This is a genomic window from Galbitalea soli, from assembly GCF_010686725.1.
In the GTDB taxonomy this organism is placed as follows: Bacteria; Actinomycetota; Actinomycetes; order Actinomycetales; family Microbacteriaceae; genus Galbitalea; species Galbitalea soli.
On the sequence record NZ_JAAGWZ010000001.1, the window covers coordinates 498395 to 513734 of the forward strand.

Annotated in this window: 17 protein-coding genes; all 17 read right to left on the reverse strand. The window is 71.0% G+C overall.

The features are described from left to right. Nucleotides 1-76: 76 nt before the first annotated feature. The 17 genes from lgt to metK all read right to left on the reverse strand — a co-directional run bounded on the left by lgt (nt 77) and on the right by metK (nt 15318). A complete protein-coding gene (gene lgt, locus G3T37_RS02315) occupies nt 77-1072 on the reverse strand; it encodes a prolipoprotein diacylglyceryl transferase (protein ID WP_338401150.1) in 996 nt (331 codons plus the stop codon). Nucleotides 1073-1109: 37 nt separating this feature from the next. Further along, nucleotides 1110-1886, reverse strand: a complete 777-nt coding sequence (trpA, locus tag G3T37_RS02320; RefSeq protein WP_163471860.1) for a tryptophan synthase subunit alpha — start codon at nt 1884-1886, stop codon at nt 1110-1112. Continuing rightward, a complete protein-coding gene (gene trpB, locus G3T37_RS02325) occupies nt 1883-3148 on the reverse strand; it encodes a tryptophan synthase subunit beta (protein WP_163471861.1) in 1266 nt (421 codons plus the stop codon). Before trpB ends, trpA begins: the two co-directional genes overlap by 4 nt. Further along, nucleotides 3148-3921, reverse strand: coding sequence for an indole-3-glycerol phosphate synthase TrpC (gene trpC, locus G3T37_RS02330; RefSeq protein ID WP_163471862.1), 774 nt, complete (start codon nt 3919-3921; stop codon nt 3148-3150). The genes trpB and trpC overlap by 1 nt, the downstream gene beginning before the upstream one ends. A 1-nt stretch (nt 3922) precedes the next feature. Then, entirely contained in the window at nt 3923-4153 is a 231-nt protein-coding gene (locus G3T37_RS02335) for a DUF6704 family protein (protein ID WP_163471863.1), read from the reverse strand. Between the two features lie 27 nt (nt 4154-4180). Further along, nucleotides 4181-4771, reverse strand: a complete 591-nt coding sequence (locus G3T37_RS02340; protein ID WP_163471864.1) for a Trp biosynthesis-associated membrane protein — start codon at nt 4769-4771, stop codon at nt 4181-4183. After that, a complete protein-coding gene (locus tag G3T37_RS02345; protein ID WP_163471865.1) occupies nt 4771-6291 on the reverse strand; it encodes an anthranilate synthase component I in 1521 nt (506 codons plus the stop codon). The genes G3T37_RS02340 and G3T37_RS02345 overlap by 1 nt, the downstream gene beginning before the upstream one ends. Then, nucleotides 6284-6658 (reverse strand): phosphoribosyl-AMP cyclohydrolase, encoded by a 375-nt coding sequence (hisI, locus tag G3T37_RS02350; protein ID WP_174247718.1) that lies wholly within the window; start codon nt 6656-6658, stop codon nt 6284-6286. The genes G3T37_RS02345 and hisI overlap by 8 nt, the downstream gene beginning before the upstream one ends. Further along, a complete protein-coding gene (gene hisF, locus G3T37_RS02355; RefSeq protein WP_163471867.1) occupies nt 6655-7416 on the reverse strand; it encodes an imidazole glycerol phosphate synthase subunit HisF in 762 nt (253 codons plus the stop codon). The genes hisI and hisF overlap by 4 nt, the downstream gene beginning before the upstream one ends. Nucleotides 7417-7420: 4 nt before the next feature. Further along, nucleotides 7421-8260: an ATP phosphoribosyltransferase gene (hisG, locus tag G3T37_RS02360; RefSeq protein ID WP_163471868.1), complete on the reverse strand. Its 840-nt coding sequence runs from the start codon at nt 8258-8260 to the stop codon at nt 7421-7423. Nucleotides 8261-8304: 44 nt separating this feature from the next. After that, on the reverse strand, nt 8305-8568 hold the full coding sequence (locus G3T37_RS02365; RefSeq protein ID WP_163471869.1) for a phosphoribosyl-ATP diphosphatase: 264 nt from the start codon (nt 8566-8568) through the stop codon (nt 8305-8307). Nucleotides 8569-8640: 72 nt separating this feature from the next. Further along, entirely contained in the window at nt 8641-9015 is a 375-nt protein-coding gene (locus tag G3T37_RS02370; protein WP_163471870.1) for an FKBP-type peptidyl-prolyl cis-trans isomerase, read from the reverse strand. Nucleotides 9016-9086: 71 nt separating this feature from the next. Further along, the gene (gene rpe / locus G3T37_RS02375) at nt 9087-9749 is read right to left on the reverse strand and encodes a ribulose-phosphate 3-epimerase (protein ID WP_163471871.1); all 663 of its coding nucleotides are present in this window, start codon (nt 9747-9749) and stop codon (nt 9087-9089) included. 18 nt (nt 9750-9767) lie between these two features. Next, nucleotides 9768-11159, reverse strand: coding sequence for an RsmB/NOP family class I SAM-dependent RNA methyltransferase (locus G3T37_RS02380; protein ID WP_338401151.1), 1392 nt, complete (start codon nt 11157-11159; stop codon nt 9768-9770). After that, entirely contained in the window at nt 11156-12103 is a 948-nt protein-coding gene (fmt, locus tag G3T37_RS02385; RefSeq protein WP_163471872.1) for a methionyl-tRNA formyltransferase, read from the reverse strand. Before fmt ends, G3T37_RS02380 begins: the two co-directional genes overlap by 4 nt. Before the next feature lie 30 nt (nt 12104-12133). After that, a complete protein-coding gene (locus tag G3T37_RS02390; RefSeq protein ID WP_163471873.1) occupies nt 12134-14119 on the reverse strand; it encodes a primosomal protein N' family DNA-binding protein in 1986 nt (661 codons plus the stop codon). Between the two features lie 2 nt (nt 14120-14121). Continuing rightward, on the reverse strand, nt 14122-15318 hold the full coding sequence (gene metK, locus G3T37_RS02395) for a methionine adenosyltransferase (protein WP_163471874.1): 1197 nt from the start codon (nt 15316-15318) through the stop codon (nt 14122-14124). Between the last annotated feature and the right edge of the window lie 22 nt (nt 15319-15340).

The window sequence follows — 15340 nt, forward strand, 5'->3', positions numbered from 1 at the left end:
CGCTAGTACGTAATAGGGACGTCAGCGGCCCAACTGAAAGTGGATGCCCCTGGCTTCTAGGCTAGGACGGTTTCGCCTAACCGCTTGTGGCGGCTGTTTCGGGAGAGTGCGCGGCCCCATCGCCGCCGTCTTCGGATTCCGAATAGGTCTCGTCAGAGTCTAGCGCAGAAGGGTTCGACGACCACTCACGGCCCGGACGGTAGACGCTCGGCTCGAGCCCCGGGTGGCGACGGGGCTGCGCGAGCGAGAGCAGGATGCCCACCACGACCAGCGCGATCGCGGCCCAGACATTCACCCGCAGCCCGAGCACGGTCATGGTCGGATCGATGCGGATGGACTCGAACCAGATCCGGCCAGCACCGTAGGCGACGAGGTACAGCGCGAACAGGCGCCCCCACCGCAGGCGGAACTGGCGCTCGATGAGCAGGAGCACGACGACCGCGATGAGGTTCCAGATCATCTCGTAGAGGAAGACCGGCTGGAAGAGGGTGCTGTCGGCGAGCCCGATCGGCACGGCGTCATTGGGCCGGTTGATCGCGAGGCCCCACGGCAGCTCGGTGGGGAGCCCGAAGTAGTCCTGCCTGAACCAGTCGCCGAGACGACCGATCACCTGTCCGATGAGCAGGCCGGGAACGACCGCGTCGGCGAAGCTCCAGAACCGCAGTCCCGAGAGCCGCGACACGATGAGCGCGCCGATCGCCCCGCCCAGGAGCGCGCCGAAGATCGACAGGCCGCCCTCCCAGATGTAGAGCACCGAGGCGAGGTTCTTGCCGGCCGCGAAGTAGTCGTCGGGATGCGTCGCCACGTGCCAGACGCGCGCGCCGATGAGTCCGGCGACGCCCGTACCGAGCAGGAAGTCCATGGTCAGCCACGGCTCGGCGCCGCGCCTGGTCAGGCGGCCGTTCGTGACGAGGACCGCCACCAGAATTGCAACGAGGATGCAGAGCACGTCGCTGCGCAGGTTCAGCACGAGGGAGGGCGCCGCGCCCGCCCACTGGAACCACTTGCCCAGCGGAACGACGATGACCGACCAATCAGCCGACGGGCTGGGAATGCTGAGCGCAGCGAACACCTGATCGAGCACCTTTCAGTGGGGGAACCAGCTAAGACTACTTGCCCGTCGCGAGCCGCGCGGCCGCCGCAGCGACCGCCGGGACACCGCCATCCGCGAGGGCTTTCACGAGCTGCGAGCCGACGATGGCGCCGTCTGCGTACCCGATGACCTCGCGCACCTGCTCGGGCGTGGAGATCCCGATCCCGACGCAGGTGCTCACGGCACCCGCCGTCCGCAGGCGAGCGACGAGTCCGCGCGCCGCGGCATCCACGTCAGCGCGCGCGCCCGTGATCCCCATCGTCGACACGGCGTAGACGAAGCCGCGACTCTTCTCGACGGCGGATTCCAGCCGCGCTGCGGTCGACGACGGCGCCGCGAGAAAGACGCGGTCGAGACCGGTGCGGTCGGAGGCGGCGAGCCACAGCCCCGCCTCGTCCGGGATGAGATCGGGAGTGATGAGTCCCGCTCCCCCGGCCGCGACCAGTTCGTCGGCGAAGCGGTCGACACCGAACTGCAGCACCGGGTTCCAGTAGGTCATCATGAGCACCGGCGCATCCACCCGGGAGGTGATCGCCGCGAGCGCCTCGAAGGCCTGACGCAGCTTGAAGCCACGGGCCAGCGCCTCCTGGGTGGCCGCCTGGATGACCGGCCCGTCCATGACAGGGTCGGAGTACGGGATCCCCAGCTCGATGACGTCGACGCCGTTCTCCACGAGGGCGACGGCGGCCTCGACGCTCGTGGCGAGATCGGGGAATCCGACCGGCAGATAGCCGACCAGGGCACCGGAGCCGGCCGCCTTGCGCGCCGCGATGACGTCGGCGACCCGGCTCATCGCTCCACTCCGAGCTCGGTGCTGCCGAGCGGGTCGGCGGGCGCGCGATCCTCGGCGGCGAGGGCGTCCGCGTCGAGGATGTCGAAGTACTTGCCCGCGGTCTCCATGTCTTTGTCGCCGCGCCCCGACAGATTGACGAGGATGACCGCCTCCGGCCCGAGCTCCCGCCCCAGCTTCAGCGTTCCGGCCAGGGCGTGCGCCGACTCGATCGCCGGAATGATCCCCTCGGTCCGGCTGAGCAGCCGCAGTGCCTGCATGGCCTCGTCGTCGGTGATGGGCAGGTAGCTGGCGCGCCCGATGTCGGATAACCAGGCGTGTTCCGGGCCCACCCCGGGGTAGTCGAGGCCCGCCGAGATGGAGTGCGACTCCACCGTCTGGCCGTCCTCGTCCTGCAGCAGGTAGCTTCGCGCCCCGTGCAGCACTCCGGGTCGGCCACGCGTGATGGTGGCCGCGTGTCGCTCGGTGAGGTGGCCCTCCCCCGCCGCTTCGTAGCCGTACAGGGCGACCGAGGGATCGTCGAGGAACGCGTGGAAGATGCCCATGGCGTTGCTGCCGCCGCCCACGCAGGCGGTCACCGCGTCCGGCAGGCGGCCGGTCAGCGCGAGCACCTGCTCGCGGGCCTCCTCGCCGATGATCTTGTGGAAGTCGCGCACCATGACCGGGAAGGGGTGCGGGCCCGCGACGGTGCCGAGGAGGTAGTGCGTCGTCTCGACGTTGGCCACCCAGTCCCGGAGGGCCTCGTTGATCGCGTCCTTCAGGGTGCGGGAGCCGGTGGTGACCGGGATGACCGTCGCCCCGAGCAGGCGCATCCGGGCGACGTTGAGCGCCTGGCGCTCCGTATCGACCTGCCCCATGTAGACCACGCAGTCCATGCCGAACAGGGCCGCCGCCGTTGCGGTCGCGACGCCGTGCTGACCGGCGCCGGTCTCCGCGATGAGCCGCTTCTTGCCGAGCCGGCGGGCCACGAGCGCCTGACCGAGCACGTTGTTGATCTTGTGCGATCCGGTGTGGTTGAGGTCTTCGCGCTTGAGGATCACGCGGGCGCCGCCGGCGTGCTCGGCGAATCGTGGCACCTCGGTGATGATCGAGGGGCGACCCGTGTACGTGGCGTGCAGCTGAGCGAGCTCCGCGGTGAAGGAGGGGTCGACTCGCGCGGCCTGATACGCCGCATCCAGCTCGTCGAGCGCCTCGATGAGCGACTCGGGCACGAACCTGCCTCCGTACTCGCCGAAGTAGGGGCCGATCTCATCTCTCAGTGCCATCAGACGCTCCGGAATTCTGTGATCGCGGCGACGGGGTCGCCATGGGTGACGAGCGCCTCGCCGACGAGCACCACGTCCGCGCCGGCGCGGCGGTAGTGTGCGACGTCGGCCGGAGACAGCACGGCTGATTCCGCGATGCGGACGATGCCCTCGGGGATGCCCGGCGCAAGACGCCCGAACAGCTCGGGGTCGAGCTCGAAGGTGGTCAGATTCCGCGCGTTGACGCCGACGAGGGCGGGGCCGAGGTCGAGCGCCCGCTGCACCTCGTCGGCGGAGTGGGTCTCGACCAGAGCGGTCATCCCCAGCTCGCCGATGAGGGCGTGGAGTTCGCGAAGGAGGGGCTGGTCGAGAGCGGCCACGATGAGGAGCACGAGGTCGGCGCCTGCCGCGCGGGCCTCGAACACCTGATACGGCTCGGCGATGAAGTCCTTGCGCAGGACGGGGATCGCAACGCGCGCGCGAACGGCCTCGAGGTCGTCGAGCGAGCCCCCAAATCGACGACCCTCGGTGAGGACGCTGATCGCGCTCGCCCCACCCTCCTCATACCGCGCGGCGAGGCCGGCGGGGTCGGGGATCGCGGCGAGCGTGCCGCGCGAGGGACTCGACCGCTTCACCTCGGCGATGATCTTGACGCGATCGTCGGGCGCGAGGGCCGCGACGGCGTCGAGCGCGGCGGGACGGGCGAGCGCGGCCGCCTCCACCTCGGCGAGGCTTCGAACATGGCGACGAGCCGCGGCGTCTTCGAGCGCCCCGGCTACCAGATCCGAGAGCACGTCAGGAGTGAGCGCGAGGCTTGTACTTGTCGCCGCCGACGCCGTAGCCCATGCTGGCCATGACCTTGCCGACGATCGCGCCCACGACGAGGAGAGCGGCGGAGGCCCAGACGACGATGGGCAGGTCGAACCAGAAGGCGAGCGTGCCGATCGCGAACGCGACGAGCATGATGATGACCGCCGTCCACGCGGCGGGCGAGTGTCCGTGACCGGGGTCGGAACCTTCTGACACGATTCTCCTAAGTGGTTCGAGGGGCTTTCAGTCTATCGGCTCGCGCTCGGCCGTCGGATCGTCGCCCTCGCTCAGCGCGTCCCAGTCGATGACGGCATCGCGGGGGCCCGCCTCCGGCGCGAGACGCACCGCCTGGTAGCGTCGCGAGGCGCTGGGCCAGCGACGGAAGGTGGCGAGAAGCACGAGGCCGACGGCCACGGAGAGACCGCCGAGGATGATCGCCGTGACGCCCCACGGCGCCTGCGACACCGACTGCACGAGGTGCCGGATCGAGGCCACTCCGGCGACGCCCGTCGCGTGGGAGATCACGCTCTCCGAACCCGCCACGGGATCGCCGACGGAGATCGACGAGGTCAGTACCACCAGCCCGCCCAGGGCGATCTGCAGCACCCCGAGGATCACGCGGAAGACGGGGCCGGCGATGGCGAGGGCCCCGGCGAGCGCGAGGCCGGAGAGCGAGAGCGCAGCGAGAGCCGGCGCCGCGACCGAGCCCTGCACCGTGAGCGACGCGGCCTGGAGGTGGATGGTCCACCAGCTCTGCGTCGTGGTCAGGAGCGTGAGCGCCGCGAGTGCGGCGATCGCGACGATGGTCGTGAGACGCAGTCGCTTCGCGGTCATCAGCGCACCCGGCGCATCGCGTTGGCGATGGCCACCGCGCGCAGGGGGGCAGCCGCCTTGTTCTTCGACTCGACGTGCTCGGTCTCGGGATCCGAGTCCGCGACGAGCCCCGCCCCGGCCTGCACGCGGGCGAGGCCGCCGACGATCGTCGCCGTACGGATCGCGATCGCGAGGTCGGCGTCGCCGGCGAAATCGAAGTACCCGACGACACCGCCGTACACGCCGCGCTGGGCGGGCTCCAGTTCGTCGATGATCTCGAGCGCCCGCGGCTTGGGCGCACCGCTCAGGGTGCCCGCGGGGAAGGTGGCGCGGAACACCTCGATCGAGTTGGCCTGCGGGCGCAGATCCCCCTCCACCGTGGAGACGAGGTGCATGATGTGGCTGAATCGCTCGACCTGCATGAACTCAGTGACTTCGACGGTTCCCGGGGTGCAGACCTTGAGCAGGTCGTTCCGCGCGAGGTCGACGAGCATCAGATGCTCGGATCGCTCCTTCTCATCGGCGAGAAGTTCGACGCCGAGGGCGACATCCGCTTCGGGCGTCGCTCCGCGCGGCCGCGATCCCGCGATCGGATGCATCGTGACGCGTCCGCGCTCCACTTTGACGAGCGCCTCCGGCGATGAGCCGACGATCGAGTACGACTCCCCCTCGGCGTCCACGAGCGTGAGCAGGTACATGTAGGGAGAGGGGTTGAGCGTGCGCAGCACCCGGTAGACGTCGATCGGGTCGGCCGTGATCGCGTGGTCGAAGCGCTGCGAGATGACGACCTGGAACACGTCCCCGTCGCGGATGAACTCCTTCGAGCGCTCCACCGCGGCGCGAAAGTCGTCCGGCGAGACACGCGGAATGGGCTCGGCGTCCACGGTGAGGTCGACCTCCGCGAGCCACGCCTCGGCGGGGCGTGCCACCGTCGCCTGCATCGAATCCAGCCTGGCCTGGGCATCCCGCCAGAGCTCCTCGGCGCTGTCGGCGCCGTCGTTGAGCGCGGCCGCGATGAGAAGCACCGTGCCGGAGCGGTGATCGAGCACGACGAGCTCCGCGACGAACCCGAGCGCCTGGCCCGGCACGTGGAAGTCCGCGGGCGGCGCATCGGGGAGCCGCTCGATCTGACGGATCGCCTCCCAGCCGATGAAGCCGACCAGGCCTCCCGTGAGTGGTGGATGGCCGCCCACCCGCGGGGTCGCCCAGCGCTGGTAGAGGTGCGTGATGGCGTCGAGAGGGCCGGCGGGATGATCATCCCCCAGTGCGCGCGCCTCGCTCAGGCCGTAGTCCAGCCACGCCGCACCGTCGCCCACCTGGGTCAGCACCCCGAACGATCGCACGCCCACGAAGGAGTAGCGCGACCAGATGCCGCCCTGCTCGGCGGACTCGAGCAGGAAGGTGCCGGGTCGGCCGCCGCCGAACTTGCGGTAGACGCCGACGGGCGTCTCACCGTCGGCGAAGATCTCGCGGATGACGGGCACGACGCGGTGCCCCGCCGCCAGGCGCGAGAGGAAGTCGTCACGAGTGGTACTAGTCATCGCTGTGTCCGATCACGGGGTCGAGCGGGTCGACGTCGAAGCAGGCGTGCGCACCCGTGTGGCAGGCGGGCCCGTGCTGCTCGACGGTCACGAGGAGGGCGTCGGCGTCGCAGTCGAGGGCGGCGGCGCGGACGTACTGCCGGTTGCCACTCGTGTCCCCCTTGCGCCAGTACTCCTGACGGCTGCGCGACCAGAAGGTCACGCGTCCCTCGGTGAGCGTGCGGCGCAGCGCCTCGGCGTTCATGTAGCCGAGCATGAGCACGTCCTTCGTGCCCTCCTGCTGAATGATCGCCGGCAGGAGGCCGTCGCCCGCGAACGTCACGCGGTCGATGACGGCCTGGGCCTCATCCGTGGTCATCCCGTTCATCGGACCGTCACTCCCGCCTCGGCCAGCGCGCGCTTCACGTCGCCGACCGTCAATTCTCCGTTGTGGAACACCGAGGCCGCGAGCACCGCGTCGGCGCCCGCCGCGATCGCCGGGGCGAAGTCCTGCACCCGACCCGCTCCCCCGCTCGCGATCACCGGCACGCGGCTGATCTCCCGCATCGCCCCGATGAGCTCGAGGTCGAACCCCGATTTGGTGCCGTCCGCATCGATCGAGTTGACCAGGAGCTCACCCGCGCCGCGCTCGATCGCCTCGCGGGCCCAGGCGAGAGCGTCGAGACTGGTCTCGGTTCGCCCGCCGTGGGTGGTGACGACGAAGCCGGAGGGCGCGGCGTCGCTGCGCTTCACGTCGAGACTCAGAACGAGAGCCTGCGCGCCGAACCGGTCGGCGATCTCGCCGAGGAGGGCGGGGCGGGCGATCGCCGCGCTGTTGACGCCGACCTTGTCGGCGCCGTGCGCCTGCAGTCGGGCCACGTCGTCGGCGGAGCGCACACCCCCGCCGACCGTGAGCGGGATGAAGACCTGCTCCGCCGTCGCGGCCACCACCTCGTACATCGTGGCGCGCTCGTCGACGGTCGCGGTCACGTCGAGGAAGGTGATCTCGTCGGCACCCTGCTCGAAGTATCGGCGAGCGAGCTCCACGGGGTCGCCCGCGTCGCGCAGGTTGAGGAAGTTGACACCCTTCACCACGCGGCCGGCGGCCACGTCGAGACAGGGGATCACGCGGGTCGCGACGCTCACGTGATCAGATCCGTGCGGCGTGGATCGCGCTGACGAGGATCGCCCGCGCACCGATCTCGTAGAGCTGGTCCATCACGTGATTGGTCTCGGTGCGCGGCACCATCGCCCGCACGGCGACCCACTCTGGGTCGTGCAGCGGAGAGATCGTCGGGGACTCGATACCCGGGGTCACCGCGGTCGCCGCGTCGAGCAGGCGGATCGGCACGTCGTAGTCGACGAGAACGTACTGCCGCGCGACGAGCACGCCCTGCAGGCGCCGCTGCAGCGTGTGGATGCCCGGCAGATCGTCGCGCGCGCTGATCAGCACGGCGGACGACTCCAGGATGACGGGCCCGAAGATCTCCAGACCCTGCGCGCGCAGGGTCGACCCGGTGCTGACCACGTCGGCCACCGCATCCGCCACCCCGAGCTTGACGGCCGACTCGACGGCACCGTCGAGCGCCACGAGGCGGGCGGTGACGCCGTTGCCGGCGAGGAATCCGCCCACGAGACCGGGGTAGCTCGTCGCCACCCGCACGCCCTCGAGGGCCTCGAGCGAGTCGAAGGCACCCGCGGGGCCGGCGAAGCGGAAGGTCGACTCGCCGAAGTCGAGGCTCGCGATCTCGCGCGCCTCGGAACCGGAGTCGAGGAGCAGGTCGCGGCCGGTGATGCCGACATCGAGGGCACCCGAGCCGACGTAGGTCGCGATGTCGCGCGGGCGCAGATAGAAGAACTCGACGTCGTTGCGGGGATCGGCGACATTGAGCGCCCGGGGATCACGACGACCGGAGTACCCGGCCTCGAACAGCATCTCCGCGGCGGTCTCGCTGAGGGAGCCCTTGTTGGGCACCGCGACTTTCAACATGGGTGGGACGTCTTTTCGGTCGAAGGGGTGAGGGGACGAGCGCGCTACAGATGTCGCCAGACATCCGAGGGGGTCAGACCCTTGGCCACCATCAGCACCTGCAGGTGATAGATCAGCTGCGAGATCTCCTCCGCCGTCTCGGCGTCGGACTGGTACTCGGCCGCCATCCACACCTCGGCGGCCTCTTCGACGATCTTCTTGCCGATCGCGTGTACACCGGCATCCAGTTCGGCGACCGTGCCGGAGCCCGCGGGGCGCGTCACGGCCTTCTCGCTGAGTTCAGCGAAGAGGTCGTCGAAGGTTTTCACGGAAAGCAACGCTACCGGATGCGCCGGGGCGGTGGCGCCCGGGAGCATCCGGCAGCGAGCGGGTCGTGACGCCTACTTCACGCCGAGGAGGTCGATGACGAAGACGAGGGTGCGGCCCGAGAGCCGGTGGCCGCCGCCGGTCGGGCCGTAGGCGAGGTGCGGGGGCGTGATGAGCTGACGACGACCGCCGACCTTCATGCCGGGGATGCCCTCCTGCCAGCCCTTGATGAGGCCCTGCAGCGGGAAGGCGATCGACTGCCCGCGGCTCCAGCTGGAGTCGAACTCCTCGCCGGACTCGAAGTCGACGCCGAGGTAGTGCACGTCAACGGTCGCGCCGGGAGTCGCCTCGGCACCGGTGCCCTCCTCGATGTCGATGATGACGAGTTCGGTGGGCTCGGGGCCCTCGTAGAAGTCGATCTCTGGCTTGGTCTTGGGTGAATCAGTCATGCGACCATCCAAGCAGATCGCGCCGGGACCGCGCGCCCGCGGGCATTTGTGGTGGCCCGTGCTGGGCGGCGTCAGTGGCGGTGCGCGCCGGCGAGCTCTCGCAGGGTGGAGATCGCGAGACTCGGCGACTGGGCACCGAAGACGCTCGACCCCGCCACGAAAGTGTCGGCCCCCGCCTCCGCCGCGATCTGGATCGTCGTGGCGTTGATGCCGCCGTCGACCTGCAGCCAGACGTCGAGACCGAGCCGGGAGACGGAGTCCCGCAGCGCGTGAAGCTTGGGCATCGTCTCGGGCATGAACGACTGCCCGCCGAACCCGGGCTCTACCGTCATGACGAGCACCTGGTCGAACTCCGGGAGCAGCTCGAGGAAGGGCTCGACCGCGGTGCCGGGCTTGAGGGCGATCCCCGCACGCGAACCGATCTCCCGCAGCCGTCGCGCGAGGGCGACCGCGTCCCGGGCGGCTTCCGCGTGGAAGGTCACAGAGAACGCCCCGGTCTCGGCGTAGCCGGGCGCCCAACGGTCCGGGTCGTCGATCATGAGGTGCACGTCGAGCGGCTTCGGCGTGACCTCCTGCAGTCTCGCCACCATCGGCAGGCCGAAGGTGAGGTTGGGCACGAAGTGGTTGTCCATCACGTCGACGTGGATGAGGTCGGCATCGCTCACTCGCGCGAGCTCCGACTGGAAGTTGGCGAAGTCGGCCGAGAGGATGCTGGGGTTGATACGCGCGGTCATGCGGGCTCTCTTCTGGAGTCAGTCGCTTGTCGTGAACAACTGGATGAACATGGCGTCGGTGCCGTGCCGATGCGGCCACAACTGCACGTGGTTCGTCGCCGGCAGGTCGAGGTCGCGGACCGCCACCGACTGCACGACGGAGGCGGACTCGATGGGGACAAGTCGCCCACCGGTGCGGCGCGTCGCGGTCTGCACGGCGACACGGGTCTCGCCGAGGTGGGGCGAGCAGGTCACATAGGCGAGAAGGCCGCCCGGAGCGAGGGCTTCGGCCGCCGCCACGAGGAGCCGCAACTGCAGTTCCGCGAGGTCGGCCACGTCGCGGGGTCGCTTGCGCCAGCGTGCCTCGGGCCGGCGACGCAGCGCGCCGAGGCCGGTGCACGGTGCGTCGAGCAGGATCCGGTCGAACTCCCGCGGATGGGTGTCGCCCACGGTCGTACCGTCGAGGACCCAGACCTCGGGCGCGGGATCGAACACCGAGAGGGCCGAGCGCACGAGACCCGCGCGAGCGGGGACCACCTCGGCAGCGGTCAGCGTGGCTCCCCCGACCGCGGCCTCGGCCGCCAGAAGCGCCGCCTTGCCGCCGGGACCGGCGCAGAGGTCCAGCCACTTCTCCCCCGGAGTCACCGTCCTGGCCCGGCTGAGCGCGAGGGCGGCGAGCTGCGAGCCCTCGTCTTGCACGCGGGCCGCTCCACGGCGTACGGCGGGGACCGCGAGCGGGTCTCCCCCCTCGAGGATCCCGCCCACCGGGGACACCGCGGCGGGATGGACATCGAGCTCCTCGACGGTCGCCAGTCCGGGAAGCGCGACGAGGCTCACCTGCGGAGCGACGTTGTCGGCCGCGAGCAGCTCCTCCAGCTCGTCGGCGCGGTCGTCGGCGGCGAGCGCCTGCCGGAAGGCGCGGATGACCCAGGCGGGGTGCGAATAGAGTGCCGCGAGCCGGTCATCCTCGTCGGTCGCCGTGGCGAGCACGCGGTCGAGCCACTCGGACGCGGGGGTGCGCGTGATGGTGCGGAGAACCCCGTTCACGAAGCCCGTGGCCGAGTTCGAGCCCACGGTCTTGGCGAGCGACACCGCTTCGTCCACCGCGGCGTGGTCGGCCACGCGGAGCGACAGGAGCTGGTGGCAGGCCAGACGGAGCACATCGAGGATGGGCGGGTCGATCTTGTCGGTGGAGCGCCCCGCGGCCAGCGCGATCACCCGGTCGTAGTACCCGCGCAGGCGCAGGGTGCCGTAGCAGAGCTCGGTCGCGAAGGCCGCGTCCGCATCCGACAGTCGCGCGCGCTGCAGCGCCGTCGGGAGCAGGAGGTTGGCATAGGCGTCGTCGGCGCGCACGGCCATGATGACGTCGAGCGCGATCCGTCGGGCGGGCTGGATGCTCGCCGCCCGCCGCGCTCCGGGTCCGGCGCTCACGCCCGGACCCCCGCGTCCGCGGTCGCCACTGCGCTTGTCGCCGGTCGACCCCGCCACCAGTCAGCCGCGGCCATCGCGGTGCGACCCGCGGGGTGCACCCGCACGAGCTCGACGGGAGTCGTCGCGGTTCCGACGAGCAGCGCTCGACCGACCAGCTGGAACCGACCGGGTGGGAGGGCCGCCGCGTCGCGCGCGATCGTCGCCTCGAGCACCTTGACACGGGTGCCGTCGAGGAAAGTCGACGCGCCCGGCTCCGGGGTGACGCCGCGGATGAGGGCGTAGACGGTTTCGGCGGGCGCGGTCCAGTCGATGACACCGTCGGCCACGGTCAGCTTCGGCGCGAGCGTCACGTCGCCTCGCTGAGGCTCGGCCCGCGCGGTGCCCTCCGCGAGCGCGTCGACCACGCGGGCGAGGAGTTCGGCGCCGGCGCCGGCGAGGGAGTCGAGCAGGTGCCCGGCCGTCTCGTGCGCGCCGATCGGCTGCGTCAATTGCCCGAACACGTCCCCCGCGTCGAGCTCGTCGACCAGCTGGAACACGCTCGCACCGCTGAGCTCATCCCCCGCGATGATCGCGCGCTGCACGGGCGCCGCCCCGCGCCAGCGCGGCAGCACGGAGAAGTGCAGATTGATCCAGCCGAGACGCAGCGCGGAGAGCAGCGGCTCGCGGACGAGTCCGCCGTAGGCGACGATCACGCCCAGATCGGCGTTCAGCGCGGTGATCGCCTCGGTCGCCTCCGCATCGAGGCGATCGGCGTGGATGATCGGCAGCCCGAGCTCCGCCGCGGCGGCGCCCACGGCCGTCGGGGTGAGCACGCCGCGGCGCCCGACCGGCGAGTCCTCACGAGTGACCACGGCCGCGATGCGGTGCGGTCCGCTCGCCAGTCGTCGGAGGCTGGGCACGGCGGCGGCGGGACTGCCGGCGAACACCAGCGTGAGGGGGGTCATCCGTCAATTCTCTCAGGCGGTCGGGCGGCGTCACGCATCGAGGAAGGGCTCGATGTCGTCGAACCGCACGCGCAGGGTGGGGCCGAGGGGCGGCCTCGGGCCTTTGACGGCGGCCGCCTTGCGCCGGGAGGTCGCACTCCGGACGACCTCCGCCCGCAGCGCCGAGGCGTAGGCGGCACCGTTGTTGTAGTCGAAGCGGATGATCGTTCGCACCGACCCCGGCCCGAGGTCGACCGGCCCCAGCACATCGACCGGGTCGGGGGCGACCGCGGCGACCGCCCGGGTGACCGACTCGAGGGTGCCGGTGAGCGTGGCGACCCGCACCGCAGGGGGGAACCGCAGGGCCCGCCGATCGTTCAGCTCCGCGCGGACGAAGTCCGATTGCCGCCAGGTCGCGAGGGCGGAGGCGATCGGTCCGCCCACCCCCACGAGAATGGTCGGTGCGCCCCGGGCGGCCAGGGCGATCGCGTTCGACCACCAGCGCAGGCAGTCTTCGGCCACCCGGAGGCTCTCGCGCGCGATCATCCGCTCGCCGTCGAGGAGCAGCACGGCGCGATAGCCGCCGGCGGCGATGGGCTCCGCGCCGCGGGTCGCGATGACGAGGGCGGGCGCGTCGTCCACGGCGAGGAGGGGTCGCTCCCCGTCGGCCACGAGAACGCGAACGCCGGGGAAGGCCCGACCGAGATCCTCGGCCGTGCGCGTGGCGCCCGCGCCGACGAGCCGCTGCCGGGTTCCCTCGCAGTTCTGGCAGCGCCAGCCCACCGCGAGTGCCCCGCACCAGGTGCACGCGGGCGGTGCACTCGACGACTTCTGCGCGAGGGGACCCTCGCAGTTGCGACAGCGCGCCGACTGGCCGCAGTCGGCGCAGGCGAGGCGGGGTGCGTAGCCCGGCCGGGCCACTTGCACGAGCACGGGACCGCTCTCGAGCGCGCTGCGCGCGGCCTGCCAGGCGCTCGACGGGATGCGGGCCTGCGCGGCGAGACGGTCCGTCGCCGGCTGCTGCGCGGTGGGGATCACCTTCGGGAGGACGGCCGGTGCGGGGGTGACGGCGGTCATCCAGCCGATCTCGACGAGTCGTTCGACCTCGGTGCTGCGCGAGTGACCTATCACGATGAGCGCGCAGGACTGCAACTCCTGTCGGAGCAGTGCGGCATCGCGGGAGTGAACGTAGGGCGCGAGCGGTTCGGTGTGCAGCGGATCCCCGTCGTCCCAGATGAGGATCAGTCCCAGGCGCGCCGCGGGCGCGTAGACGACCGAGCGATTGCCGATGATGACGACCGGCTCCGACTCGAGGCAGCGCAGGAACGCTCGATAGCGGTCGGGGTTGGACTGCCGGGCGTCGAGCCGCACGACGGCCTCCGGCGGGAGGACATCGGCGAGGGCGGCGGCGAGTTGCTCCTGGTCGCGGTAGTCGGGCACCGCCAGGATGGCGGACTGACCCGATGCGAGCGCGGCGACCGCGCACGCCGCCGCCGTGGTCGCCCAGCGACCCACCCAGTCGCCCGATCGCGTGCGGGTGACGAGCGGCACCGCGTCGAGCGCGAGGCGTGCGCCGCCGGCGATCGCGCTCTCGACGCGGCCGACCGGGTAATCGGCGATCGGAGCGACGAGGGCGGGCCGCGCAACGGCGTCGGCGGGAGGCCGCGGCCCCGCCGCCAGCAGTGCCTTCTCGACGCGCGCTTGGCGCCCGGGCACGGCCAGTCGCACGATGTCGCTCGCGGCACCGGCGGCCCGATCGGCCGCCCGTCGTGCCAGCTGGTAGACCTCGGGAGCGAGCACGGGCACCGGCGAGGTGACGGCATCGATGTCGCTCAGGGCTCCGGCGAATTCACCGTGCTCGACGAGCTCGACGACGAAGCCGTCCGCGATGCGACCGGCCGACCGCAGCGGCACCCGCACGCGCACCCCGACCCGCACCTCGGCCGCGAGGGCATCGGGCACCCGGTAGTCGAACAGCCGATCGAGTTGCGGCAGGGGCGAGTCCACGAGCACCCGGGCGATGGATGCCGTGGTCATCGTCAGAGGCGGGCCGCGTCGCGCAGCGCGTCGACCCGGTCGAGCTTCTCCCAGGTGAAGTCGGGCAGTTCGCGCCCGAAGTGACCGTAGGTCGCGGTGGCGGCGTAGATCGGTCGCAGCAGGTCGAGTTCGCGGATGATCGACGCGGGTCGCAGGTCGAACACCCGTCTGATCGCCTCGATGATCGTCTCGTCGTCCACGTGGCCGGTGCCGAAGCTCTCGACGTAGAGCCCCACCGGCGAGGCCTTGCCGATCGCGTACGCGACCTGCACCTCGAGGCGGTCGGCCAGCCCCGCGGCGACCGCGTTCTTCGCGACCCAGCGCATGGCGTAGGCGGCCGAACGGTCGACCTTCGACGGGTCCTTGCCGCTGAAGGCGCCACCGCCGTGGCGAGCCGCGCCGCCGTAGGTGTCAACGATGATCTTGCGGCCGGTGAGACCCGCGTCGCCCTGTGGTCCGCCGATGTGGAAGACGCCCGTGGGATTGATGAGCACGCGGGTCGTCGAGGAGTCGAGATCGACGGTCTCGAGCACGGGAGCGATGACGAGTCGTTCGATCTCGGCGCGCAGGGCATCCGTCGAGATCGCGGGCGAGTGCTGGGTGGAGACAACGACGGTCTCGATGCTGCGGGGTACCGCGCCCTCGTACCCGATCGTCACCTGCGTCTTGCCGTCGGGACGCAGGAAGTCGACCTCGCCCGACTTGCGCACGTGCGCGAGCCGCTCCGACATGCGGTGCGCGAGCCAGATTGGGATGGGCATGTACTCCGGGGTCTCGGTCGTCGCATAGCCGAACATGATGCCCTGGTCGCCCGCCCCCTGGAGATCGTCGACATCGTGGCTCGACTCCTCCCGCGTCTCGAAAGCGGCGTCCACACCCTGTGCGATGTCGGGCGACTGACCGCCGATCGAGACGGAGACGCCGCAGGATCGGCCGTCGAACCAGACGTCGGAGGAGTTGTAGCCGATGTCGGAGATTCGCTTGCGGACGATCGCCGGAATGTCGACGTAGCCGCTCGTCGTCACCTCGCCCGCGACGTGCACGAGCCCCGTGGTGACGAGGGTCTCGACGGCGACGCGCGCCGTGCGATCCTCCGCAATGAGGGCGTCGAGGATGCTGTCGCTGATCTGGTCGCAGATCTTATCGGGGTGGCCCTCGGTCACCGACTCGGAGGTGAAGAGGCGCAGGTGTGTGCTCACTCGAGAACTCCCAGGGGTGAAG

What these genes read in the sequence shown, in the direction of transcription:
- trpA (WP_163471860.1), bottom strand. Translation starts at nt 1,886, where the DNA reads ATGAGCCGGGTCGCCGACGTCATCGCGGCGCGCAAGGCGGCCGGCTCC.
- trpB (WP_163471861.1), bottom strand. Translation starts at nt 3,148, where the DNA reads ATGGCACTGAGAGATGAGATCGGCCCCTACTTCGGCGAGTACGGAGGC.
- G3T37_RS02340 (WP_163471864.1), bottom strand. Translation starts at nt 4,771, where the DNA reads ATGACCGCGAAGCGACTGCGTCTCACGACCATCGTCGCGATCGCCGCA.
- G3T37_RS02345 (WP_163471865.1), bottom strand. Translation starts at nt 6,291, where the DNA reads ATGACTAGTACCACTCGTGACGACTTCCTCTCGCGCCTGGCGGCGGGG.
- hisI (WP_174247718.1), bottom strand. Translation starts at nt 6,658, where the DNA reads ATGAACGGGATGACCACGGATGAGGCCCAGGCCGTCATCGACCGCGTG.
- hisG (WP_163471868.1), bottom strand. Translation starts at nt 8,260, where the DNA reads ATGTTGAAAGTCGCGGTGCCCAACAAGGGCTCCCTCAGCGAGACCGCC.
- G3T37_RS02370 (WP_163471870.1), bottom strand. Translation starts at nt 9,015, where the DNA reads ATGACTGATTCACCCAAGACCAAGCCAGAGATCGACTTCTACGAGGGC.
- rpe (WP_163471871.1), bottom strand. Translation starts at nt 9,749, where the DNA reads ATGACCGCGCGTATCAACCCCAGCATCCTCTCGGCCGACTTCGCCAAC.
- fmt (WP_163471872.1), bottom strand. Translation starts at nt 12,103, where the DNA reads ATGACCCCCCTCACGCTGGTGTTCGCCGGCAGTCCCGCCGCCGCCGTG.
- G3T37_RS02390 (WP_163471873.1), bottom strand. Translation starts at nt 14,119, where the DNA reads ATGACCACGGCATCCATCGCCCGGGTGCTCGTGGACTCGCCCCTGCCG.